The sequence below is a fragment of the Paenibacillus sp. FSL H7-0690 genome, from assembly GCF_037980415.1.
Taxonomy (GTDB): Bacteria; Bacillota; Bacilli; order Paenibacillales; family Paenibacillaceae; genus Paenibacillus_AQ; species Paenibacillus_AQ odorifer.
On the sequence record NZ_CP150281.1, the window covers coordinates 3,925,101 to 3,949,156 of the forward strand.

22 protein-coding genes are annotated in these 24,056 nt (G+C 43.2%); 7 read left to right on the forward strand and 15 right to left on the reverse strand.

Features of this window, described 5'->3' with window-relative positions; all coding sequences use genetic code 11:
* Window positions 1-483: 483 nt before the first annotated feature.
* Window positions 484-711, reverse strand: a complete 228-nt coding sequence (locus tag MHI32_RS17300) for a hypothetical protein (RefSeq protein ID WP_038571602.1) — start codon at window positions 709-711, stop codon at window positions 484-486.
* A 122-nt stretch (window positions 712-833) separates the two neighbouring features.
* On the opposite strand from MHI32_RS17300, the gene MHI32_RS17305 reads away from it, so the two are divergent.
* Entirely contained in the window at window positions 834-1,460 is a 627-nt protein-coding gene (locus MHI32_RS17305) for an FMN-dependent NADH-azoreductase (protein WP_076128352.1), read from the forward strand.
* A gap of 103 nt (window positions 1,461-1,563) precedes the next feature.
* On the opposite strand, the gene rsgA is transcribed toward MHI32_RS17305, so the two are convergent.
* From rsgA to MHI32_RS17325, 4 genes are all read right to left on the reverse strand, one after another.
* A complete protein-coding gene (gene rsgA / locus MHI32_RS17310; RefSeq protein WP_076128350.1) occupies window positions 1,564-2,655 on the reverse strand; it encodes a ribosome small subunit-dependent GTPase A in 1,092 nt (363 codons plus the stop codon).
* Window positions 2,656-3,036: 381 nt separating this feature from the next.
* Entirely contained in the window at window positions 3,037-3,708 is a 672-nt protein-coding gene (locus MHI32_RS17315; RefSeq protein ID WP_076128347.1) for an HAD family hydrolase, read from the reverse strand.
* A gap of 160 nt (window positions 3,709-3,868) precedes the next feature.
* The gene (locus MHI32_RS17320; RefSeq protein WP_036688004.1) at window positions 3,869-4,324 is read right to left on the reverse strand and encodes a DUF3939 domain-containing protein; all 456 of its coding nucleotides are present in this window, start codon (window positions 4,322-4,324) and stop codon (window positions 3,869-3,871) included.
* A 120-nt stretch (window positions 4,325-4,444) separates the two neighbouring features.
* On the reverse strand, window positions 4,445-5,041 hold the full coding sequence (locus tag MHI32_RS17325; RefSeq protein ID WP_036688006.1) for a metalloregulator ArsR/SmtB family transcription factor: 597 nt from the start codon (window positions 5,039-5,041) through the stop codon (window positions 4,445-4,447).
* Between the two features lie 179 nt (window positions 5,042-5,220).
* Here MHI32_RS17325 and MHI32_RS17330 point away from each other — a divergent pair, with 179 nt between their 5' ends.
* The gene (locus tag MHI32_RS17330) at window positions 5,221-6,225 is read left to right on the forward strand and encodes a YpdA family putative bacillithiol disulfide reductase (protein ID WP_036688007.1); all 1,005 of its coding nucleotides are present in this window, start codon (window positions 5,221-5,223) and stop codon (window positions 6,223-6,225) included.
* Between the two features lies 1 nt (window position 6,226).
* Entirely contained in the window at window positions 6,227-6,670 is a 444-nt protein-coding gene (locus MHI32_RS17335) for a DUF441 domain-containing protein (RefSeq protein ID WP_036688009.1), read from the forward strand.
* Window positions 6,671-6,741: 71 nt separating this feature from the next.
* Here MHI32_RS17335 and MHI32_RS17340 read toward each other — a convergent pair whose 3' ends face one another.
* The 3 genes from MHI32_RS17340 to MHI32_RS17350 all read right to left on the reverse strand — a co-directional run bounded on the left by MHI32_RS17340 (window position 6,742) and on the right by MHI32_RS17350 (window position 10,127).
* On the reverse strand, window positions 6,742-7,677 hold the full coding sequence (locus tag MHI32_RS17340) for a DUF4179 domain-containing protein (RefSeq protein ID WP_076128342.1): 936 nt from the start codon (window positions 7,675-7,677) through the stop codon (window positions 6,742-6,744).
* Window positions 7,670-8,188 (reverse strand): sigma-70 family RNA polymerase sigma factor, encoded by a 519-nt coding sequence (locus MHI32_RS17345; RefSeq protein ID WP_340010374.1) that lies wholly within the window; start codon window positions 8,186-8,188, stop codon window positions 7,670-7,672. Before MHI32_RS17345 ends, MHI32_RS17340 begins: the two co-directional genes overlap by 8 nt.
* Before the next feature lie 190 nt (window positions 8,189-8,378).
* Entirely contained in the window at window positions 8,379-10,127 is a 1,749-nt protein-coding gene (locus tag MHI32_RS17350) for an ABC transporter ATP-binding protein (RefSeq protein ID WP_076128337.1), read from the reverse strand.
* 122 nt (window positions 10,128-10,249) lie between these two features.
* Between MHI32_RS17350 and MHI32_RS17355 the strand changes: the two genes are divergently transcribed.
* Window positions 10,250-10,765 (forward strand): hypothetical protein, encoded by a 516-nt coding sequence (locus MHI32_RS17355; RefSeq protein ID WP_036688017.1) that lies wholly within the window; start codon window positions 10,250-10,252, stop codon window positions 10,763-10,765.
* A 112-nt stretch (window positions 10,766-10,877) separates the two neighbouring features.
* Here MHI32_RS17355 and MHI32_RS17360 read toward each other — a convergent pair whose 3' ends face one another.
* Window positions 10,878-11,195, reverse strand: a complete 318-nt coding sequence (locus tag MHI32_RS17360) for a HesB/YadR/YfhF family protein (RefSeq protein WP_076304075.1) — start codon at window positions 11,193-11,195, stop codon at window positions 10,878-10,880.
* Between the two features lie 493 nt (window positions 11,196-11,688).
* Here MHI32_RS17360 and MHI32_RS17365 point away from each other — a divergent pair, with 493 nt between their 5' ends.
* From MHI32_RS17365 to MHI32_RS17375, 3 genes are all read left to right on the forward strand, one after another.
* The gene (locus MHI32_RS17365; RefSeq protein ID WP_076184456.1) at window positions 11,689-13,437 is read left to right on the forward strand and encodes an ABC transporter transmembrane domain-containing protein; all 1,749 of its coding nucleotides are present in this window, start codon (window positions 11,689-11,691) and stop codon (window positions 13,435-13,437) included.
* A 58-nt stretch (window positions 13,438-13,495) separates the two neighbouring features.
* Window positions 13,496-15,583 (forward strand): ABC transporter ATP-binding protein, encoded by a 2,088-nt coding sequence (locus MHI32_RS17370; protein WP_340010377.1) that lies wholly within the window; start codon window positions 13,496-13,498, stop codon window positions 15,581-15,583.
* Window positions 15,584-15,691: 108 nt separating this feature from the next.
* On the forward strand, window positions 15,692-16,930 hold the full coding sequence (locus MHI32_RS17375; protein WP_340010379.1) for a winged helix DNA-binding domain-containing protein: 1,239 nt from the start codon (window positions 15,692-15,694) through the stop codon (window positions 16,928-16,930).
* On the opposite strand, the gene MHI32_RS17380 is transcribed toward MHI32_RS17375, so the two are convergent.
* From MHI32_RS17380 to MHI32_RS17405, 6 genes are all read right to left on the reverse strand, one after another.
* Window positions 16,922-17,386: a hypothetical protein gene (locus MHI32_RS17380; protein WP_038571625.1), complete on the reverse strand. Its 465-nt coding sequence runs from the start codon at window positions 17,384-17,386 to the stop codon at window positions 16,922-16,924. The genes MHI32_RS17375 and MHI32_RS17380 overlap by 9 nt on opposite strands.
* Window positions 17,387-17,430: 44 nt before the next feature.
* The gene (locus MHI32_RS17385) at window positions 17,431-18,144 is read right to left on the reverse strand and encodes a hypothetical protein (RefSeq protein WP_340010381.1); all 714 of its coding nucleotides are present in this window, start codon (window positions 18,142-18,144) and stop codon (window positions 17,431-17,433) included.
* 14 nt (window positions 18,145-18,158) lie between these two features.
* Window positions 18,159-19,103: an ABC transporter ATP-binding protein gene (locus MHI32_RS17390; protein WP_340010382.1), complete on the reverse strand. Its 945-nt coding sequence runs from the start codon at window positions 19,101-19,103 to the stop codon at window positions 18,159-18,161.
* A gap of 142 nt (window positions 19,104-19,245) precedes the next feature.
* Window positions 19,246-20,541, reverse strand: a complete 1,296-nt coding sequence (locus MHI32_RS17395) for an ABC transporter substrate-binding protein (protein ID WP_340010383.1) — start codon at window positions 20,539-20,541, stop codon at window positions 19,246-19,248.
* A gap of 3 nt (window positions 20,542-20,544) precedes the next feature.
* Window positions 20,545-22,287 (reverse strand): sensor histidine kinase, encoded by a 1,743-nt coding sequence (locus MHI32_RS17400; protein ID WP_076128319.1) that lies wholly within the window; start codon window positions 22,285-22,287, stop codon window positions 20,545-20,547.
* Window positions 22,288-22,362: 75 nt separating this feature from the next.
* Window positions 22,363-24,036 carry an extracellular solute-binding protein gene (locus MHI32_RS17405; protein ID WP_076220116.1) on the reverse strand — a complete coding sequence of 558 codons (1,674 nt, stop codon included), beginning with the start codon at window positions 24,034-24,036 and terminating at the stop codon, window positions 22,363-22,365.
* Window positions 24,037-24,056 lie beyond the last annotated feature (20 nt).

A 24,056-nucleotide genomic window follows, 5' to 3' on the forward strand; every position in this document is an offset into this window, starting at 1 on the left:
AGGTGACTTAGCCGTTAACTTGGTGTGTGACTCAGTGGGTAACTCAGCGGGAGATTTGTTGTGTGGCTTAGTAAGTCGTTTAGCGGTTGACTTAATGTGTGACTCAGTTAGTAACCTACACGTTACTAGTTATGTGACTCAGTTAGTAACTTAGCCGTTAACTTGGCGTGTGACTGACTCAGTGTGTAACTTAGCAGTTGACTTGGTATGTAACTCAACAAATGACTTTGCATTGGTTAGCAGATTAGATGTATCAGGTGGCCTGACCCTACTATGTCACCTGCCAAAAGTGACGTTTGTCGTAGGTTGGCTTTCATTTGCTGCCCCTTTATGCTGAAGCAATCTGCCAGGACTAAAAAACGCAGAGCAGTGATCCCCCCTTAACGGGAGGATCACTGCTCTGCTATATTTACGGACTTTTTTAACCCAAGGACTCTGTCTCGTTCAGCGAAAAATCTACTATTAAGAAGAGCTCAGCAATTATCAGCTGATCTTGTAATTCTTCTGCTCTGCTTTTTCAGCTTTCTGGATTCGAAGTCTAAATAGCTTCACTAAATTCTGACGCGTATGCTCTTCGTGACAGCTGTCCAATTTTTTAATGATAAACCGATCGATGGACATGTCAATCGCTCCTTTTAGATCATTCTGGAACTTATAGAGACAGGAAATTATTTCCTGTTCTCTTGTATCACCTATTAACCTTGTTTTCATTTTTTCAAACTCCTTAAGCGCAAACAAATTTCAAGAACAAAAAAATAATTTACAAACAAAAGATTACATGCTATATTAAATATAGTTAATATTAAATACACACATGCAAGGGAGAAATCATAATGTCTAAAGTTCTATTTATTAAAGCAAACAACCGTCCAGCAGAACAATCCGTAAGTGTTAAGCTGTACAATGAATTCTTGGAGAGCTACAAACTCAACCACCCAGAAGATGAAATCACTGAGCTTGATCTGTTCGCAGAGCAACTTCCATACTACGACAATACCCTGATCACTGGTATGTATAAAGCCGCTCAAGGATACGAAGCAACACCTGAGGAAGCAGCTGGTGCCGCTATCGTTAATAAATATCTTAATCAGTTCATCGCTGCAGATAAGGTAGTATTCGGTTTCCCACTGTGGAACATGACTGTACCTGCTGTATTGCACACTTATGTAGATTACCTTTGCCAAGCTGGTAAAACATTCTCTTACACTGCTGAAGGTCCAGTTGGTCTTTTGACAGGTAAAAAAGCAATCGTTCTGAATGCAAGAGGCGGTATCTACTCTGAAGGTCCTGCTGCAAGTGCTGAAATGGCAGTAAACTTCATCGTTGGTAACCTTAACCTGTGGGGAATTAAAGATATTACACAAGTAATCATCGAAGGCCACAACCAACTTCCAGCACAATCCGCTGAAATCATTGAAAACGGATTGCAACTGGCTAAGGAAACTGCTGCATCCTTCTAAACCATAACCGTTTAGATTCAATTCAATAATGAAGGGCGCCCCTTAGCTGTCAAAAGCTAATGGGCGCCCTTTTTCAATGTCTATGCCGTTATATCAATTCTTTTTAATATTCATCCAGCTCTTTACGCCATCCGTATCCTCTGGTTCTGGATGAACTCACTTTAGTGGAAGCTGCGCTTTTTCTCTTAAGCTTGGCTTCTTTATTATTTTGGTACAATACTTCTCGTTGTGTTTTTCGGTAGTTGAATAGTCTCTTCTCTTCCAGTTCACCTGTTTGGACTGCTTCCAGTACAGCACAGCCCTCTTCGCGTTCATGTCTACAGTTACTAAACCGGCACTTAGAAGCTAGACCGCTGATATCACTAAACGCTAGATCAAGACCACCTTCATCTTCCCAGAGCTGCAGCTCCCGCATCCCCGGTGTATCTACGATAATCCCCCCATCCGGCAAAACAAACAGTTCACGGTGGGTAGTAGTATGACGTCCGCGGCTATCCCCTTCTCTAACATCCTGCGTAATCTGAAGGTTCTTCCCGCATAGCCAGTTGACCATTGTCGACTTCCCACAACCGGAAGAGCCCGTAAGAGCTACTGTTTGACCCTCACCAATGTAAGGCAGCAGCTTCTCGCGTCCTTCATCTTGTATTGCACTAACAGCATGTACTGATACTCCGGGAGCCGCGCTCTCCATTTCAGCGATTTTACTGTCTGCATCATGACAAAGATCCGCTTTAGTGAGTAGAATAACTGGATTTGCCCCACTATTCCAAGCCATGATCAGATATCTCTCCATCCGGCGAACATTAAAGTCATCATTCAACGCGCTGACCAGAAATAATGTGTCTACATTGGAGGCAACAATTTGCTCATCTTGTGTATTTCCTGCGACCTTGCGTGAGATCACACTCTGCCGAGGCAATACGCCATGTATGATTCCATGCTCGCCGCCATCTTGCATCGCCAATGCTACCCAGTCTCCAATGGCAGGAAAATCACCCGAGGCTACAAATGTGTGTCTCAGCTTCCCGGCAAGCTCTCCCCACGTCTCTCCTACATCAGTTAACACCTTGTACTTACTGCCAAAGTCACCAACGATTCTCCCGGGAATAAATTGTTTATCCTCTGCATGACTCCACTTTTCATTCCATTTTGTACTCCAGTTTTCATTCCAACCATATTGCTTTATGCTATTCATTCATTTCCTCCTAAAAGATATGTTTATGTTTTTTCTTGCCCCTTGGCGTTTTCCGAGAACACAAAAAGCCGCCGGAAATAAAGACTCCGGCGGCGGTATGTAGACATGTGGATTTATTACACCAAATCCAATCTTTCTACACACGCAAAAAAGCCACCGGACCCTATACGGTTCCCGGTGGCTCTAATAAGCGTAATTGAGCTTACCTGCTAAACTGCCCGAATCAATTATTCGGCAGCAGCTGTTCCCGGAAGACACGTATCCACAACAGTTGAGTTCATTACATTTAAAACTGTCATAAAACATCGTCTCCTTCCGAAATTTAAGATGCTGTTATCATAATTGGTGCAGCAGTAAAATGTCAACCCCAAATTTTCCAGATTACAAAATAGCCTTTAATTCTTTCAGCTCACGGATCATTTTCCAAGGTTGGATGTCCAGCTGATCATCCCAAGGATGTTTTCTTTGCAGCCATATCCCTTCAAGGCCAGCCTTTCCTGCACCCCAGATATCATTTACCGGATGATCCCCTATAAACAAGGTTTGATCCGCAGAGGCACCCAGCCTGTCTAAAGCTAATTGATAAATCGCAGGGTCAGGCTTCGCAATGCCAACTTCTCCAGATATAACTATAGCCTTGAAGTACTCTCGCAGGCCGAGAATATCAATTTTGGTGTTCTGGATTTCTTTTTTACCGTTGGTGACCAGCCCCAAAGTATATCCACGCTCCACGCAATACTCCAGAACCTCCAAAGCATGCTCCATGGCTGCACCATGATTGATGTAGCTCGCATCATAATACGCTCGGATATGTTCAGCCGTCACAGGCTTTTCCCAAGGCAGGATCTCACTAAGTTCTAAGAAAAATCCGTCTTTATCACGGTAGCCATCAGCATCTCTGTGGATCATATCCTCGATCACGGCCTGCGCTTCCGCAGGTTCAAGATGCCCAAGAAAATCCTGCACGAACTGAGTGCTAAAGCTGCGAAATGTATAGTCGCGATCCATTAAAGTATTGTCCAGATCAAATAAAATAGCTTGTACTTCCTTCATCAAGCAATTCCCCTTACATGCTGTTAATTTTCAAACTTAACCTACAGAATGTAATTGTACTATGCCTTAAGAGACAAAGAAAAGACTATTCAACAAAAAGGATTTGTGGCTTCCCTTTTACTGAACAGTCTTTGTGAAGATTCGTATCTGCGTCATTCCTTTACTCGAAATGCTCTGCCCGATGGGTCAGCATCATTTCTTCATCCGTAATATACAGCGGAAAAGGAGGTGTTTCTTTCAGATAACTTTCTGTAGATAACAACCGATAATGAACCTCTGGCAACCAGGTGTCTTCAAGCAGCGGTAGCTTGCCTGTATCACTAATATAACTGTCTACAGCAGCCTGAACTAAATCCAGATAATACGGCACTAACTTGTCTTCTTCCTCGAAAATTTCATAGGTCTCTCGAGACATATAGAAATTCCGTTCGGGTATTCCACCTAAATAACGTTTCAGACGACTCATATCGATTCTTTTGTCCTCTAAGATTAATGCTGTTCTATTAATAGGTCCAGGCATATCTTCTTCGAACTTTCGAATCGCCTGTTTCACTTGAGGTAATGTGACGGTTACATGATCTGATTTGGGTTGCTTTTTTGTGCGTTTAAATAACATAACGAAAGTCTCCTTTCTAAATATGTCTCAGATAACGCTTACAATTCCATTTTATTCGAAATTCGAATAATTAATCAGTACATTTCAAATCGACACAGAATGTTAATATTTAAAAGATCATTATTTGACATATTCCCACCGAGTCCATACTTCTCGAGGATTTAGTTCATACTTGTCCTTCTCACGATACATAAACTGATGCATGATGAATTCACGACGAATAGTGGCAAAATCTTCATGAAACTGCTTAATAAACTCATTGATTTCCTTTTCCGTATAAACAACACCTGGCTCCAGCTTCTCAACCATGTATTGAAGCGCTATCAATTTCTTCTTGTATTGTGCGGGAATTTGCCGCAGCCGTCCATCTTTAGAGAAAAAATTACGGATTACAGTATCCTGAAGACTATTCTCAGGCAATTGCTCTTCCATATTCTCAGCTCCTTTCGAAAAAATAAATTGCAGTGAAGCTTCAGCCCCATTATTGATAAACTCCGGATTCAGTTTAAAGTAAACTGTATTTTTGTCGCGTCTTTCCTTTATTAGAGCCGCTTCACGTAATTTAGCCGCATGATGAGTGACTGTAGGCTGCGATAAATTCAACTTTTCAGCCAGCGCTTGCCCGTGCATTTCTCCTTGGGACAAAAGCAACAATAAGCGAAGACGCGTTGGATCAGCTAAAGCTTTATGATAACTCACGATTTTCTCCAACTGCACTGGGTTCACGCTCCTAGAATTTCACAATAAATTGATACATTAGATATATATCTAATTATATAATAATCAACGTTGTTCTTGCAATGGTTATTATACTCAATCTGCTCTTATGGAAAAATTCATGAATTTAGGGTAGGATTTAAAGAAAAGATAGTAACAATCAGGAGGTAACCCGCTTTATGAAAGATGTCATTATTATCGGTGCAGGTCCTTGCGGCCTCTCGGCAGCTATCGAATGCCAACGCCAAGGCCTGTCCAGCCTTATCATTGAAAAAAGCTTTATTGTGCACTCCATTTATTTGTATCCAACAAATATGCAATTTTTCAGTACGGCTCAGTTATTAGAAATCGGGGATGTTCCTTTCACTTCGACGAACGACAAGCCTTACCGTCATGAAGCGCTTGTCTATTATCGCCGAGCCGCCGAGCAATATGGTCTAGAGATCGCCGCTTATGAAGAAGCTTTATCCATTGAGCCGCTTGAAGATGGAACCTTTGCCGTACATACGTCAAATATGCGTGGTGAGCATCAGAAACGTATCACTGCAAATGTAGTTATAGCAACAGGTTATTTTGATCAGCCGAATATGATTGGCATTCCAGGTGAAGAACTACCTAAAGTTACTCATTATTTCGGTGAAGCCCATCCTTACACGGGAATGAAGGTAACTGTAATTGGCGGCAGTAATTCCGCAGTAGATGCAGCACTGGAGCTTATGCGTGTAGGAGCTACGGTAGATATGGTATATCGTGGTGAAAGCATCTCAGAGAATATTAAACCTTGGGTTCGGCCAATCTTTGAAGGCATGGTGCAAAAAGGGAAAATCACTCTGCACTTAGGCTCGCGTGTCACTGAAATTACTGCAAGCTCAGTAATTGTTACGGATCATAAGGGGGACAAGAAAGCATTGGATAATGATTTCGTTCTTGCCTTGACTGGCTTCCGTCCGAGCCGTACCCTCCTCACTTCAGCGGGTGTGATCATGGATGACGACATGGATAAGCCTGCTTTTAACACCTCTACCATGGAAAGTAATGTTCCAGGGTTGTATGTTGCTGGAGTAATCGCCTCCGGCCGCAATGCTAACGAAGTGTTTATTGAGACCGGAAGAGGGCATGGTAAGCTTATTGCAGATCACATTGTGTCAAAAGAAAGTTCTAATCCTAAGGAGTTGAAACATTAAGATGGACATGACCTCTTTGCTTTTGCTTGGACTTGCAGCGCTTGGAATTATCAGCAGCAATTCCCCTGTAACAATAGCAATGGTCGTCCTATTATTGCTAAGAGTACTTGGCTTACAGCAAACTTTTCCTTGGCTAGAAAAATACGGTTTAACCATCGGGATTATCATCCTGACCATCGGGGTCATGACCCCATTAGCCAGCGGCAAAATATCGCTGCAGACAGTCGGTCAATCCTTCTTGCACTGGAAGTCCTTGCTTGCTATCGCTATCGGCATTCTTGTCGCTTTTCTTGGAGGCCGCGGTGCTACGCTCATGACCAACCAACCCACAGTTGTTGCAGGTCTACTGATTGGCACGGTGATCGGGGTTGCGTTATTTAAAGGCGTTCCGGTCGGTCCGCTGATCGCAGCCGGCATTTTATCACTTATGATCGGCAAAATGTAATAGAACAGCACACAAAAAAGACCGCTTTTGGCGGTCTTTTTTGTGTGCCTTTTATAGAAGCCACTACATCACTATTCCTCCACCTGAGAAATGGACTGCGGAATTTGCTGCACCGCTCTTTTTTCAACGACTAATAAATCTTCAACGCCATACTCTGTCTTAATTTTCTGCAACTGCTTCAAAGCCTCTTCTTCTGTATTAAAATATCCTGCTTCCACGAGATATAAGCCCTTCTCATCCTTTAACATCCGCACATCCTCTAACCCATATAACATTTCTTCAGCCATACCCAGCGCCTCACCAGAAGGCTGTGAGACCGTTCTTAACGAATATACAGAGCCCCCTTTTACTTCGTCTCCTTTCTCTTTTAACGTAATCACTACCTGTGCTGGCTCTTTATATTCCTTTACCTCATAAGCAACCGAGTCCGTAAGCGTGACATTGAACCGAATAGCCGAATCATCTAGCGTAATTAGTGGATAAGCATCCTGGACATATCGGCTTTGTTTTAATGTCTCCAGATCTTTGACTGCTGAGAATTTTCTCGCCCCACTTACTGTAATCGTCATTGTTGCCGGATTTTCCGTAAACTTTACGTTATATGAGCTTGCTAACTGTTGTGTTTCATCTGGATTTGCAAAATTCAAAATCAATTGATCGCTATTCTTCAATTGTTTCACCGAAATAAAGTTCACATCTACTCCATCCTGAATGGTTCCACCACCTGCACTTCCTTCCGTAAATTGCAGAACACTGACCAGCTTACCTAGAACCGGTATTTGATCCATACTACTCGCAAAAGCAGGAACCGTATTTACACCCACCGTAAAAGAAATCAATACAGCCGCAGCTACTGATCCTGTCCATTTCAAGGCACGTTTTGAAGAACTATTTTTCTGTTTATAGATTTTCCCTCTTTCAATTCCTTTACGAGAAGCGAATGATAGTTCTTTAGGAATTTCAATCTCATTATAGGCTTGCTGTAGACGTTCTAGTTGCTTATCCAAAGTACTCACTCTCCTCCATACTTATTTTTAATTTTTCCAAACCTCTATAAATAACGGTTTTGACACTGCTCAGGGGCATATCGAGAACTTCTGCAATTTCCTTTATGGGCAAGTCCTCCAAATATCTCATCACAATCACCATTCTTGATTTTTCATCAAGGCCGCTGAGCGCTTCATGCAAGTCCATAACTTCTTCCCTAGATTTCGGAGCATAGCTGCCTCCCAGCTCTTGATCTATATACACGATTTTTTTAGATTTACGGATAAAGTCCAGCGCACAGTTGACAGCGATCTTGGTGAGCCAAGTTTTAAAATATTGCGGTTGCTTCAATTTATGAATGGAGATATAGGCTTTGAAGACGGTCTCCTGCACAATCTCCAGTGCATCCTCTTGATTCCGCACATAGGAGTAGGCCATTCGGTATAAACGCTCCTGCATGCCTTCAATAAGCGCAGTAAAGCTGTCTTCATCACCTGCTATCGCCTTTTCCTCAAGCGTGGTTTTATTCACGTTCCTCACTTCCTTTCATGATGTTTATAAGCTTTAGACGCACATGATCTCCGAAAAGACTCAGATTCCGTTTAGAATTTTTGCCATAGTATAAGTTACTGTGTGCCGCCACCCTGATTGGAATTCAAAAAAAGTGGCCTTCTCTTTCGAGAGGACCACTAACGTGTTCAAGTATTTTTCCAAAAAAATATTAAGCGTCTAAATGCTGTACGTTAAATAATCGCGCATAACTACCCTCTATCGCCATCAGCTGTTCATGCGTACCCCGTTCAGTAATTTCACCATTCTCAAGTACGACAATCTGATCCGCATGTGTAATCGTTGACAGTCTATGCGCTACAATTAGTGTAGTACGTTCCGAAGAAAGAGACTGCAGCGCTTGTTGAATTAAATGCTCCGATTCCAGATCCAGCGCCGAAGTAGCTTCGTCTAATATAAGAACCTTCGGATCCTTGAGAAATACCCTTGCGATAGCAACCCGCTGCTTCTGTCCTCCGGATAGCTTAACACCACGTTCTCCCACTTCTGTCTCATAACCCAGTGGCAGCTGCTCAATAAAATCATGCGCATTGGCAGCTTTTGCTGCTGAAATGACCTCTTCTTCCGTGGCATTAGGATTACCGAACAAAATATTCTCACGCACAGATCCGCTGAATAAGAAATTATCTTGCAGGACCATGCCGACAGACCTACGCAAGCTTTCCTGTGTTAATTCCTGTATATCATAACCATCCATTTGGAGGCTGCCTTTACTGATGTCATAGAATCTCGGGATCAAGCTTATAAGGGAGGACTTTCCTCCACCGCTCATTCCGACGAACGCAATGGTCTGTCCGGGCTGAATACTCAGATTAATATCTTTTAAGACCCAATCATTCTCTTCGTTATATTTAAACCATACATTCTCAAAAGCAATCTCACCACGTGAATCCTTTAGCACTTTTGCTCCCGGCTTGTCTACAATATCATAAGGCTCATTCAGCAGCTCAAGCACCCGTTCAAGAGAAGCAGAGGCTTGCGTAAGCACCGTCGAGGAATTAATCAATCTCCGCAGCGGGGAATACATCCGGTCCAGATAGCCAAAGAAAGCTACAAAGGTACCTACTGTCAAATTGCCATGAATGACCTGATAACCACCATATCCGATGACCAAAAGAGGTGCTATATCCGTTAATGTATTAATAATTGCGAAGGTCATAGCATTCCAGCGGGTTTGCGCCATCGCTTTTTTAAGAAAGTTACCGTTGATGTCCTCAAACTGCTTCTGATCCACTTTTTCCATCGTAAAGCTGCGGATGATTGATATCCCTTGAATCCGTTCATGGAGATAACCTTGAATGCCAGCCAGAGCTTGGGAACGATCTTTCGTTAACAGCTTAAGCCGCTTATACAATTTGTTAACTGCAATTGCGTAAAAAGGTAATACCGAGATAGACACGAGCGCCAGCACCGGATTTAAATAAAACATAAATCCCAAAGCAAAAACTAGTGTAAACGTGTCGAGCCATACATTCATCATGCCGACTTCGACCAAATTTTTGGTCTGCTCAACATCGTTAATAAATCTGGAGATGGCTTCTCCCACCTTGGTATTCTGATAATACCGCAGTGACAGCCGCTGTAAATGACTGTAAAGCTTATTTCGCATATCGAACAACACTTTACTTGTGATAAGCTGAGCAAAGTATTGGCGATAATACTCTACGGGCCCTCTTACGATAACAAATAAAATTAAGGCACCACCCAAAATAAGCATCAAATGTGATACCCGTTCCTCAATCCCCATGCTCGGGTTCATTAGGAGGTCATCGACCACGTATTTCAGAATCATTGGCAGTGTTAGCGGAATACTGAATTTGATCATGCCGATAAACAGCGTAAACACAATCAATTTCATATAAGGTCGTACAAAAGTAAAATATGATTTCCATTGCTTCACAGGAATATTCTGTCCCTTCTCTTTAGTGAGTTGCTAAGTACAGTTGACTTTTGCTCTCTACAGTGTTTTTATAATTTTAGATCATAAGTACAATTGCAGTACCGAACTTCAGGAGGATAACGATGTCTAGACAATTTGTGACGGAAGCCGTCATGATGGCGATTTACGGCCAGCTTCTCGTATCGAGCAGCCCTGTAGAATATATAGTGCCTTATACTACCGTGATGGAACTATACGAACTGCGAGACAGCGATGATCCGTTGATGAACCGTCCGGACGACGACAAGCATGTTAAGTTGAAGATAAGTGAGCTCATTGCTTATTTTGAAGAACCGCTCAACGCGAAGAAGATCAACCGCTGTTTAGCTGTGCCTTGGGCGAAAAGCTCAGGTATTCTCCTTGGCGGGCAATCCAAAATCACCATCATTAACAGTATGGATACCGCTGCCTACGGTGAGATGTTCGATCCCATCGAAACAGAGCTTCTGCTGTCCTCACAACGTGAGAAAGTACCTATCCTAACGGATCAATTTGAATTGATTCAACGGATCATCGAGGGTGGAGTTCCAGTTCAGGTGTACGATATTGACGACTTCGACTTCGCTCTGGAGGAAGAAACCTCTCGCAATTTGCACTGATAACACCTATGTATCTCCAACTGGAATACCCTCATTTTAAAGACAGCATTTGAAAAGCCCCTGCCTTTTGGCAAGGGCTTTTCCTGATTAAAATAAACAATCATTAAGACAACTATACCTGCACTTCGCCGGATGCCGGCTTTGGTTCGTACTTATATTCAATGTCATCCTCTGACTCAGAGTATACGATAGATAGGTCATAACCTTCCATATACCACAAGTCCTGCTCCTCCATGTAGAACACAATATCATCCTGTTTGACCTGAATAGCTGGACGCCCAGGTGCTTCTGTAGCAATGCCCAGCGAAAAACCGGGGTGAAGTCCACCTCCCGAGCTATAACGGGGAAATAAACGAATATAGTCTCCATTCTTAAGGTCCAATTCTCTCTTAAACCAAGCTGCCGCTGCTTGACTAATTTCCATGTTCATTTCTCTCAGCTCCTTTGTATATTCTAATCATAACGAAAATAAGTCGATATTCAAACAACTTTATGCAATTAATGATTTCCCAATCTATTTAAAATTAAGTTTGACAAATTCGCGAACCGGATGATAAACTCTGAACATAACTAAACGTCTTCTAGTTATTACCAAATTAATGAAAGGGGTGAGCGCGGTGTTTACGAAGTTACAGCCATATTATTTTACTATTGTTGGAATTTTTACTCAACCGAATACCGAAGCAGCCCAAGTGATTAAGCCATCCTGAAGTTTTTGCGAGTCTTATGGACCGTATAACTTTAGTTCTTGAAGGTCTCTCACATGCTTGGTGCTGTAACGCACCGTGCGCATGATAGCTGTAAATTACAGGCATATCGTCCGTTTTCGGATGATATGCCTTTTTTGTTTGCTGAAGAGATAATCACTTGCGCTTTTATCAGCATCACAAGCAATCATTACAACCTGAAAGGAAGGGATTTACTTGTTCTCTGTTCTTCGCGATCTCGGCTGGTTTTTTCGCCGAGAAAAAAGGCGTTACCTGATTGGACTCATATTACTCATAGGTGTGGGCGTTCTTGAATTACTCCCTCCACGTCTGCTAGGCAATGCCATTGACGACATAGTACGCGGTTCGATTACTACAGCATCGCTTGCCAAATATATCGGCATGATCTTCATTTTGCTGCTAGTTATTTATTGGATTACCTACATATGGATGCACAAACTTTTCGGAGGTTCCAACCTTGTTGAGCGCCTGCTGCGCTCCCGATTTATGAATCATCTTATGACTATGACACCCTCGTTCTTCGAAAAAAATAGAACTGGTGACCTCATGGCCCGGGCAACCAATGATATCAGAGCCGTCTCAGCTACCGTAGGATTCGGGATGCTTACACTGGTGGATTCTACAATCTACCTTACGGTTGTGCTGTTTGCGATGGGCTTTCTCGTAAGTTGGAAATTGACCCTTGCAGCAGTATTACCATTACCTCTAATTGCAATAGCTATGATTTTTTATGGTAAAGCTATTCATGATCGGTACAGCTTAGCGCAGGATGCGTTCGGAGATATGAATGACCAAGTGCTCGAATCTGTCTCTGGTGTGCGCGTAATCCGTGCTTATGTCCAAGAGCGTCTTGATGAAAAACGTTTCTCGGATATTACTGAAGATGTTTACAACAAAAATATGGCCGTAGCTCGTGTCGATGCTTTCTTCGAACCAACTATCCGCTTCTGCGTCGGACTCAGCTACATTATTGGTCTTACTTATGGGATTTACCTTGTATTCCGCAATCAGATCACACTGGGTGATCTAGTCTCCTTTAATATGTACCTCGGTATGATTGTATGGCCGATGTTCGCTATTGGAGAATTGATCAACATTATGCAGCGTGGTGGAGCTTCCCTCGAACGTATCGACGAGACGTTAAACTCCAAACCCGATGTTCAAAATGCTGCCCATCCCGTACAAGTTCCCCACCCTACTCGAATCGAGCTTAACGATGTGACTTTCCGTTATCCTTCTTCGACGATAGACAATCTAACCCATGTCAACCTAACCCTGAACCAAGGGCAGACATTAGGTGTAGTCGGGCGTACAGGAAGCGGGAAATCTACACTGCTCAAACAATTGCTCCGCGAATATCCGACAGGTAATGGAGAAATCCTTATCTCTGGCGTGCCTATTCAACAGATTTCCCTGGATCAGCTGCATAGCTGGATGGGTTATGTTCCACAAGAGCAAATCCTTTTCTCCAAATCCGTTCGGCAAAACATTCAGTTTGGTCTAGACAACGCCGATGACGATACGATTATGCAAGCCATTACAGCTGCCGCTTTCCAGAACGACCTGGGCACATTGTCCGATGGTCTGGATACTCTAGTGGGTGAACGTGGTGTATCTCTCTCCGGTGGACAAAAGCAACGTGTCTCTCTGTCCAGAGCTTTTATCGCTAATCCTGATATTCTTATTCTGGACGATGCCTTATCAGCCGTTGACGCTCGTACGGAAGCTCAGATTATCGACAATATCCGGAATGAACGTGCCGGAAAAACCACATTAATCTCTACTCACCGTCTTTCTGCCGTCCAACATGCCGACATGATTGTTGTACTGGATAACGGACAAATCGTTGAGCGAGGTACACATCAGGAACTATTGGATTTGAATGGCTGGTACCGTGAACAATATGATCGGCAGCAAGTCGAAAATAACTTATCAAATGATTAAACTATAACCATAAATAAACGAGCTACGACTACGCAAAACATTTTAGGAGGTGTCACGGTTGACACAAAGTACAGGCAAACGCCTGCTGGAATATGCATTGACCGCAAAGAAAACCTTTATCGCAGCCCTTCTGCTGCTTTCAATCGGGGTAGCGGCAGAGCTGGCAGGTCCATTTATAGCCAAAAGCATGATCGACAATCACATGCTGGCCATCGAGAAGCCCTATTTCAGCACTACGTCTCCCGATAAGGCGGCTGAATATAACAATAATTTATACAAACGCGGCGATCGCTTTGAGCCTGATGAAACTAAAGGCCAAGAAATTCGTGTTCTTCAAGCAGGGAGAAGTTTCTATTTTATTAACGAAGCTGTAACACAGCCTGACGGTGAACGAAAGTTCATCGATGGAGAGATGCATATCACCCGTGGTGATAACGAAGTTATCTATCCCGCGGTTAAGCTGTCGGCCGATGAGCTGTTCGCTTTTTACAAACCCGAGCTTCCTGGGATCTATCAGTTGGTCGGAATGTATGCTATTTTTCTTGTAATCTCCATCTTTGCTGAATTCGGAAAAACCTACTGGCTGCAATCTTCGGCGAATCAGGTAATCCGGAAGCTGCGGACAGATGTATACGCGCATATCCAGCGACTACCCGTTCATTTTTTTGACAATTTGCCTGCTGGTAAGGTAGTGTCGCGGGTTACAAATGATACCGAGGCGATTAAGGATCTATTCATTGCGGTCCTCTCCAATTTCAGCACCGGTATTATCAATATAACTGGCGTGTATATCGCTCTGTTCTTACTTGATGTCCGTCTGGGTCTGATCAGCTTGTTCATTGTACCTATTCTTGTGCTGTGGATCGTGCTCTATCGCAAAATTGCGACCAAATACAATACGATCATTCGCTCACGTCTAAGTGAAATTAACGCCATTATTAATGAATCGATTCAGGGGATGTCAATCGTCCGGATATTCCGCCGTCAGAAGCAGCTTAGTGCAGAATTTGAGAACCTGAACGATGATTACTTGAAATATCAGAATAAAATGTTAAATCTGAATGCTTTCACGTCCCACAATCTGGTGAACTCACTTCGCAGTCTCTCTTTTGTGATGGTGCTTTGGTATTTCGGACATGGCAGTATTACTGGTTCAACCTTTGTATCCTTAGGCGTTCTGTATGCCTTTGTCGATGTGCTCGGACGTTTGTTCCAGCCTATCACAGGTATGGTGAACCAGTTGGCGAACCTGGATACTTCTATGGTATCTGCGGGACGTGTGTTTACGCTTATGGATGAACCTGGAGAGAATGTTACGGACGGCTCCATGCCACGCTACAAAGGGAAAGTGGAATTTAAGAATGTATCTTTTGCTTATAAAAAAGACTACGTCCTGCGCGATATCTCCTTTGAAGCACGCCCGGGTGAAACTGTCGCTCTTGTAGGTCATACGGGTTCCGGCAAAAGCTCAATCATCAATCTGCTGTTCCGGTTCTATGATCCACAAAAAGGCGATATTACGATTGACGGTCAAAAGGTTACGGATATTCCGAAGCAGTGGCTGCGGAATCACATGGGCATCGTGCTGCAGGATCCGTACCTCTTCACGGGCACCATTGCTTCGAACGTCAGCCTAGGGGATGAACGAATTTCCCGTGAACGGGTAGAACGTGCTTTGCGTGAGGTTGGTGCGGATAAGTTACTCGCTCATCTTCCACAAGGATTTGATGAACCTGTCATCGAAAAAGGAAGTACTTTATCTGCGGGTCAGCGGCAATTGATTTCTTTTGCGAGAGCTCTCTCCTTTGACCCAGCTATTCTCATTCTAGATGAAGCTACCTCCAACATCGATACAGAAACGGAAAGCGTCATTCAGGATGCGCTGGAAGTTCTCAAAAAAGGACGCACCACTTTCATCATCGCTCACCGCTTATCCACGATTCGCAGTGCAGATCAGATTCTAGTCCTGCATCACGGAGAGATCGTAGAACGCGGCAGCCACGATGAACTGATGGCGCTTGGCGGAAGATACTTCCGTATGTACCAGCTGCAAGTAGGTGCTGCTGCTAACAGCTCTGGCGATAACGCTGGCGCAAGCAACCGTCCAGCACTCGGAAACTTGCAACCCTCTCTTGAAAAAATGTAATTTAAAACCCTGAGTCACTTCATTGTGATTCAGGGTTTTTTCCTGCTTGATCTTAGAACAGATGTTCTGTATTATGGAAATTAATACATAACCTTGGAGGAGCAAACGATGCTTACTTATAATTTGACTAAGAAACAAGCCAGGCTTTTTCTGCTATCTCATCAAAAGTTAACTGCTGGAGCTATCCCTTCTGGAAAACTTAGTATTTATGACTATGTTCGTCACGTAGGCTGCATCCAATATGACCCCCTTAATATCGCTGGCCATAATCATGAGCTGGTCCTCCAGGCAAGGATACCGGGATTCACACCAGAACTAGTCCAAGAGCTTCTGTATAAAGACAGGCTGCTCGTTGATGGCTGGGACAAGAACATGTCTATTTTTTGTACCGAGGATTGGCCTTATTTTAAGCGGAGAAGAACTGCTGCTGCCTCCCATCATCAGGCTAATGAGCCTGTAATGGTCGCTGTAGCACAGGTTCGTGAAGAGCTTCAGAAGCGTGGTCCTCTCTCCTCTCTGGATTTAGACGGAAAGGAAAAAGTAGATTGGGCTTGGGCTCCGACAAGATTATCACGAGCTGCAATGGAAAGCATGTACTTTTGGGGAGAGATTGTTGTCCACCATCGTGTACATACCCGGCGATATTATGATTTCGCTGAACGTTTGTTACCCTCAGAGCTGCTGAGTTCAGCCGATCCAAATGTCACGGAAGAACAATTTCATGATTGGTATGTGTTACGTAGAATAGGAAGTATCGGCTTGTTATGGAATAAATCTGGAGACGGATGGCTGGGCATATCCGGACTGAAGAGCAAAGAGCGTGCGGCGGCGATTCAGAGATTGCTGGAGAAGGATAGTCTCAGAGAAGTTTTGGTCGAGGGGATTAAGGTTCCGCTTTATATCCGCAGTATAGATGCTCCAACCTTGGAGTCTGTGATGCTGCAAGAATCTGAAGAGATTGGGCTTCAACCACGTGATTCATTTGCGGCCGTATTGGCTCCGCTGGATAATTTGTTGTGGGAACGTGAGCTGGTTCGGCAATTATTCGGATTTCATTACCGCTGGGAGGTCTATAAGCCGGCAATAGAACGAGAATATGGTTACTATGTACTGCCTATATTATATAATGATCGTTTTGTTGGCAGATTTGAACCGGTGATGGATAAGAAGAGCCAAACATTGAATATTAACAATTGGTGGTGGGAACCTGGAGAAAGCCTAACACCGGAGATGATTCCGGCATTAGGCGAAGCTTTAACTGCACTCTCTCGCTGTGTTAGAGCTTCTTCGGTTCATTTTAGACCAGAGGTTGTAACTTCTTGCGGATTAGAAGGATTATTACAATAAGTTTTCCTCCTCTAATCCAAGTTTCGTGAACATTTCTGTGCAGTAGCCTTGCAGTTTAACTTCAAGTCTACTTGCTTTATTTTTAAAACGTTTCAGCTCCCGAATCATTTTAGCCCTTCCGGCAGGCGTAAAGGTTTCCTGTATACGCTCTTTAAAGTAATCATGAACGATGTAATTACGTTGTTTCCACACTTCCTCCAACTGAGCGGTTTCTTGCTCCGAGAATGGAAAATGATGTTGGATTTCTTTGATGAGTTGGCCGAGTGAATTGCTGAGTTTTCGCTGATAAAGGTCTGTCAGATCTGCTTCTGTTGGCGTTTTTCCTTGTGATAGCTTAGTAAGCAATAGCAAGTTGGTAAGCTGCTGCTCGAGGGCCTGTCCATAATAAACTGCCAGTCCAAAATAGGCGAATAACTCTTTTGATTGTTCACTCTCAGGTACATATGTATCCTTCATCTTTTCCCCCACTTCTGTATCCTTGTTCCTTTTATCTATACAAGTTATGTTTTGTTGTAATCCCTCTGTCTTGATCTGTACAAATAAAAACCGATAAGCAGTGTTATATATACTAATGCTTGTGCAAAGGAACCTAACACCTCCGCTAATGACAATGTATCAGCTTTCATCATGGCCTCCATTACAGGAGTTACTGGCGGCAACAACCAGATCAAAAAATGAAATATACCAGGCAAACTTTCGCTGATTTGTGCTCCGCCCAGTGATAGTATAACGATAGCTAACAACATACCTGTCGCATGACTGCCTTTTTGAACCCAAGAAGATTGAAAGAATAGGGCAATAGCCACACCAAGCATACCCAATAATCCATGTCCTATGAGCGCGAGAATTAACCGATATCCCCCGGGTGATTCTGCAAAATGACCCGTTACCCAAGGATAAAGGACAATCAATAGATCTAGCAGCAGCGTTAGAAATGCAAGCGTTAAGATACCACCTGCACTATGTTTAGCCGCACTTCGCATGTGAACAACTGCAATCTGCCGATGAACAGCGTGCTCATGATTCAAAAAGCTAAGACTCATCCAAGCGCAGCTTATAAAGAGCATTACTGCTGTAGCGGCATAGCTATTCATAACTGGATTGGGCTTATAAGAATACAATATCAAGACTGCAATCACAATCCCTGCTAACGGGCCGAAATAACGCTGAGATCGAGTATAACTTCGCAGCATGTAAACGATAAACGGATACACGTAAGACCCCCTGTTCAACTCCTAGGATTCATCCATTTTTCTAAGTCATGCGATCCTCCGCGAGGTTCTACCGATTGTATTGAACCACCCGACTCCAAGATAACCCGCAAAAAAGTATCTGTTTCTGAACTTGTTACTGTCAACGCCGTACGTTCTATGTTACAACTATCCTTAAACGTATTTATTGAAATGAAACCTGCCATTTCCTTCAATTGCTGCAGTTTCTGAATCGACAGATTAGACAATAGTATGTATGTAGAGGGTTTTATGTTTAGCTTCTCTGACCCCTGAATTGACTTTACAATTTTCCCTTCATGTATCACATGAACCTGATCCGCAAGCAATTCAATCCATTGGGGTTCATGTACAGAGAAGACTATAGCAGTCCCCTTATTTCTCAAAACGATGAGAAGATCAGCTAACTTATTCATTGAGGGGAGATCAAGGCCCGACATAGGTTCATCAAGAAGCAGCAACGAGGGACTTCCCAACAAGCTTTGAATCAAATTAATTTTTTGCAGCATTCCTTTGGAGAAATTTAGCATCGACTGCTTGCGAAAGTGCTCCAGTTTAAAAAGTTGAAATAACGTTGTTAGCTCCTGTTCGATCCGGACTGGCGCAAGGCCGCTAATCTGACCCATACTTCGCAAGTACTGTTCTGGGGTCAGCTTCAACCCTGGAAACATCTCAGGTGCATAACCAATTCTCAGATTTGGATCCTTACAACTCAGCTTTCCTGAGGAAATGTGGACAAGTCCAGCTAAGATTGACAACAGGGTACTTTTGCCGGATCCGTTTCGTCCGATCAGAGCTGTTACAGTTCCCTTTTCAATAGTGAACGATACATCCTCCAATACGGGTCGGCGTCCATACTGTTTACTGATCTGCTCTAATTCAATTAGGGAAGTAGCAACACCTATACTACCGCCGGCAAAGTTACGATCTACTAAGTTCGCCACTTAACATTCTCCCTTCATATCTACTGTTAATTCTCCGGTTCCCTACGAATTTCCTCTTCTAGGAATCAAAAAAAAGAAAGAACTGCCATAGCAGCCCTTTCTAAAATTTACTTTCAATCCAGTATTTCTCCCCTTTTTTTGTTTATTTAATATTCTGAGATAAAATCTCATCGGCTTGAAGGCGGAACTGTTCGGCAGCTTTTTCAGGAGTGATTTTGCTGAACATAAGCAGATCATATAATTGACGTAATACGCTAGTTACTTCTGAAGCACCCACCGGATCCGGTGGATCCATCGGACTGCTATTCTGCTCCACCCAGTCAATATATTCAAAAACCTGTGCAAGCTCTGGCTCTAGAAATGGCTTCATCTGCTCTTTAATAGCTGAGGACACCGGGACGCCACGTTCTCCCTTAAGCACTTTATTAGCTTCCAGATTATTGACAAAGAAATTAATGAATTTTGCTGCTTCCTCCTTTTGCTTAGAGCTTTTTGAAATCGAAAAAAACATCCCTGGTTTCAAGAATAAGCCGCGATCATTGTGCGGGCCTGGCATGGTGGCTAAAGCCAGCGGTTTTCCGTAACGCTGAACAGTGCTAATAAACTGATTAGAATATCCCCAACCCAGCAATGCTTCCCCTTTGTAAAAAGGGTCTTGATCCGGTTTGTTAACATCTAACGTCCAGATATCAGGTTCGAAAATCAGTTTTTCCTGCATCAGACGCTGCATACGTCCGAAATACTCTACAAACAAGCGATCATCGCTATAGCCAAGGGTTATTCCATCTTCCGAGAACAATGACGCTCCATTCTGCCGTAAATAATAAGCAAAAAACTGTTCTGGCGTCAGATAAGTTCCCAGATAAATTCCTTTCCCCTGTTCCTTTAAAGTAACGCCGATCTGCTCAAAATCCTCCCAGCTCCAATCCGTCCCTGGAGGCTCAATTCCCTGCTCCTTAAAAACTTCTGGATCATACACACTGTACAAAGCATTAATCCCTAGATTAAAACCATATAGCTGCTCGCCTAGTTTACCTCCGGCAAGATTGTTGTCGCTGATGCTGCTCGTATCTATAAGTCCGCTCTTAATATAAAGTGACAAGTCTTGCAATAAATTCAAAGTTCCATATTGCGAAAGGTAAGAGATATCCATTTGGATAATGTCTGGAAGAACATTGCCTGCTGCACTAGGTGCAAGCTTTTTCCAATACTCATTAAAGGCGCTGTAATCATATTCAATTTTCACCAGAGGATTCTGTTGTTCATACATTTGGATAACCTGAATTGTAGCGTTATTCCGGAAGTCACTTCCCCACCAGGCAATCCGGAGGTTAATTTTTTCTACTGCATTCTCTGGTGGAAGGTCCGTTTGTTGCCCGCAGCTACCGAGAGTTGTAATCATGCATAGCAGTGCCAAGCTAAGTATGAATCTGCGCATCACCTACACCTCCTGCGGGAACGGCAAAAGAACACTGACTTTTGTTCCAAACCCAACCGTACTCTCAACATAAATGCCATATTCCTCACCGAAGGCAAGTCTGACCCGGTCACGGATGTTAAGCAAGCCAATACCTGTGCCTCTAGTCTCTACTTCCCCATTTAGTAATCGTTTGAGGAAATCCGCTTCCATTCCGGGGCCACGATCCTCAACTACAATCGCTAGCTTGCCATCAAATGGTTCAGCATATAATAGAATTTGACAAGGTTCAATCATCGTCTCAACACCATATTGAATAGCATTCTCCAACAGCGGTTGCAGGGTTAGCTTTGGAATAGAGACAGTATTGAAGACCTCTGGAATCTCCATATGAAAATCCAAACGTTTCTGAAACCGATAATTCTGAATAGTGATATAATGCTTCACGATTTCTAGCTCTTGCGCGACTGTGATTACATTTTGTTTCAAGCTGATCGATGACCGAAGAAGAAAAGCAAGCGAGACAACCATGCTCGAAATCTGTGCATGTTCACTTTTTTTAGCTAACCAGTGGATAGAATCCAGTGAGTTATAGAGGAAATGAGGATTAATCTGCGCTTGCAAAGCCTTAAATTCTGTCTCTTTTATAATCAGCTGGTTGGCATAGTTCTCTTTGATCAATGTGTTAATCTGTGTTATCATCTGACGAAATGTCCGTTGTAATAACCCCACCTCATCCATTTGCTGAAGTGGAGGAGCCATCAGCTTAGTATCCATACTGTCCAGATCTCCATATTGAACCTCTTTCATTTGACTGATCAGCGAGCGAATCGGTTGTGTCAGATTACGGGCAAAGCTCATCCCTAGCGCAATTATAATCACAATCGCAATTCCAAATACAATGATCATTGTATTCTTCAGCCAAATGGTTTTTTCAAAAATATCATTATAAGAAACATAGTTGTAGTAAGTCCATCCAGAGTAGGAAGATTGCTTCTGTGATACAAAGGCAACTTCTCCATTCATCTCTTTGATTTCGTATCCAGCCCCTGATTTTAAAGGCTGTAAAACCGCCGTTACACCGTCCGCCACTTTCCGATAAGGATAAACCAGTTCCTGACCTGCTTTCAAAATAATATCGCTGTCTTCTGCGGCCACACCAGCGTAATCTTGGGCTAACCTCCCTATATTAATGCGTAAATAGAGCGTGCCCAGCTTATCTAGCGTCATTGGATCATAAGCTCTCACTTCTCGGACCATGACCAGCATCGGATCTGAATCGTCAGGATACAACCAACGTACAGCACCATTCCCCGCTTCTGCCTCTCGGGTCATTCGTGCCGATTTCTCCTCTGTGAACAGAATCGTCTCTCCGTATCTGCTGACCTTCCCTTGAGAATCGATCAAATGTACAGACTGAATGTAACGTTCGTCCATACTGATATGCGTCCATAACCGATCAGCAATCATCTGCCGTGTAACATATCCAGTAAAATCGGAATCATCTTTGCGCAATTCCTTAAGGCCTTCTTGAATTTGCCGATCAGCAATCATCGTCAAAGTCATGGATTCCAGCTTTTTAAGCTCCATATCAATCGTAGTCGAAGACAAATTAAGCAGCCGATACGACTTGTCATAAAGCTGCTTGTCATAAATAGAGTAGGCATAATATAAAGAACCGAACGCCATGGATATAATCAGAATCAGTATCAGAACAATCATCAGGAACACCTTCATTTTAATACTCAAATTCCGATAAACTTTCATCCGGGCTCTCCTTTGTCACTGTAATATAACTTGTATACCACATTATGGATAACCCGGATAGTCTTCTTAATCCGCTTATTTAGCCATGTAACGGTCATATGCAGCCTGATGGATTTTTATAGCTTCTTCAATGCCCATTCCTTTGATCGTATCCACCATTTTTTCAAATTCTGAGATTGGTTTCTGGCCATTAATGATTGCTGTCATCGTTTCATTCAGATACGTGTTGACCTGACTCATAATGGAAGTGCTTTTGCTGGCTTCGTCAACGCTCAAACGAAACGGAGGAAGCGTCAAATCAGAGCTAGCCTTCATCCAAGAAGCATTAGCCTCTCGTTGCCCCTCATCGAACAATAAAGCATCCAAATAACGGCTATCCTGATTGATGGGTCCATCCATAATCGAAAGCGCATATGAGGCTAACGCCTGATCGTAAGTCAAACCTTTAGGATTGTTGGTAATGACATCTGTGAATTTTATTCCTTCTCCTTCCTTCACATAGCTCTCACCTTCAATTCCGAAGTTGAACAATTCATGTCCTTGCGGGCTGTAATTGAAATCCATCCATTGGACAATATCCTTCAGTTTCTCCTTATCCGCTCCGGTAGTGATTGCTTCACCATACGTCAATACTTTATTGTTCATATTAAAAGTAGCATAAGCTGTTCCGTTAGGAGAAACCGGCCAAGGTACACCTGTAAGATTAAAGTTCGGATCGGTATCGCGCATCAGGTTGAAGAATTTGCCCATGCCGCTAAAGACACCACCGCCATAAGAACCGGCTAAATTATTCGTCACTTTATAATCAAAGGCTTTGCCATCGTTGGTCATAATTTCTGGATCAATAAGCCCTTCCTTATACCATGTGGCCATCGTTTCCAAGAAGCTTGAATAACCTAGCTGAATCGGCCCGTATTCGACCTTATCCCCATTCATCTGAAAACCGCCGATTACCCCAAACCCTGGTGAGAAATCGTGCAGCTTCGTCAGGTCACCAGGACCCCAGTTTCCAGTGAACGCCAGCTCATCGGCCTTCCCGTTGCCATTAGGATCTTTTTCTTTAAACGCTTTCAACACAGTATGCCATTCCTCAATGGTGGTCGGCGGCTTCAGTCCCAGCTTATCGAGCCAATCCTTGCGCATTATCAACCCTGAAGTGGCATTCAGCTTCAGCGCATCCAGCTTCAAAAGAGGGAACATATAGATCGTTCCATCATCCAGTGTGATTTGTTTTTTTACATCCGGGTCGGATTCAATGATTTTGCGAAGATTCGGTGCATATTGTTCTATCAGCTCATTTAAACGGATAATTCGGCCATCCTCAATTAATTTCTCCGGCCCACCAACCGCATCCGCCCAATTATAATAAATGACATCTGGAAGCTCTTTCGTAGAAATCAACAGGTTGAACTGATCCTTCTGCTGTCCAAGTGGTGGGTGCGTAAACTTCACTTTGATGCCAGTCAACTCTTCTTTCTTTTTATAGCTGGCCATATCACCAAAACTCTCCAAAGAAGCGGTAAGCTTACCATCATTGGCACGCCAGTAATTAATCGTCATTCCGTCTTTTGTAATTGGCAGTGGAATTTCTGTCAGCTTCTCCACCGGCGTATTAGTTGCGGTAGTATTCCCCTTATGATCTCCCGCCTTATTACCCGCACTAGTTCCATCATTATTGCCTGAACAGCCAGCCAGCATTGTAGAAAGAAGGACGGAACTTAACATCATGGCCCCTATTTTTCTTTTCACCCAAAATCGCCTCCATAAAT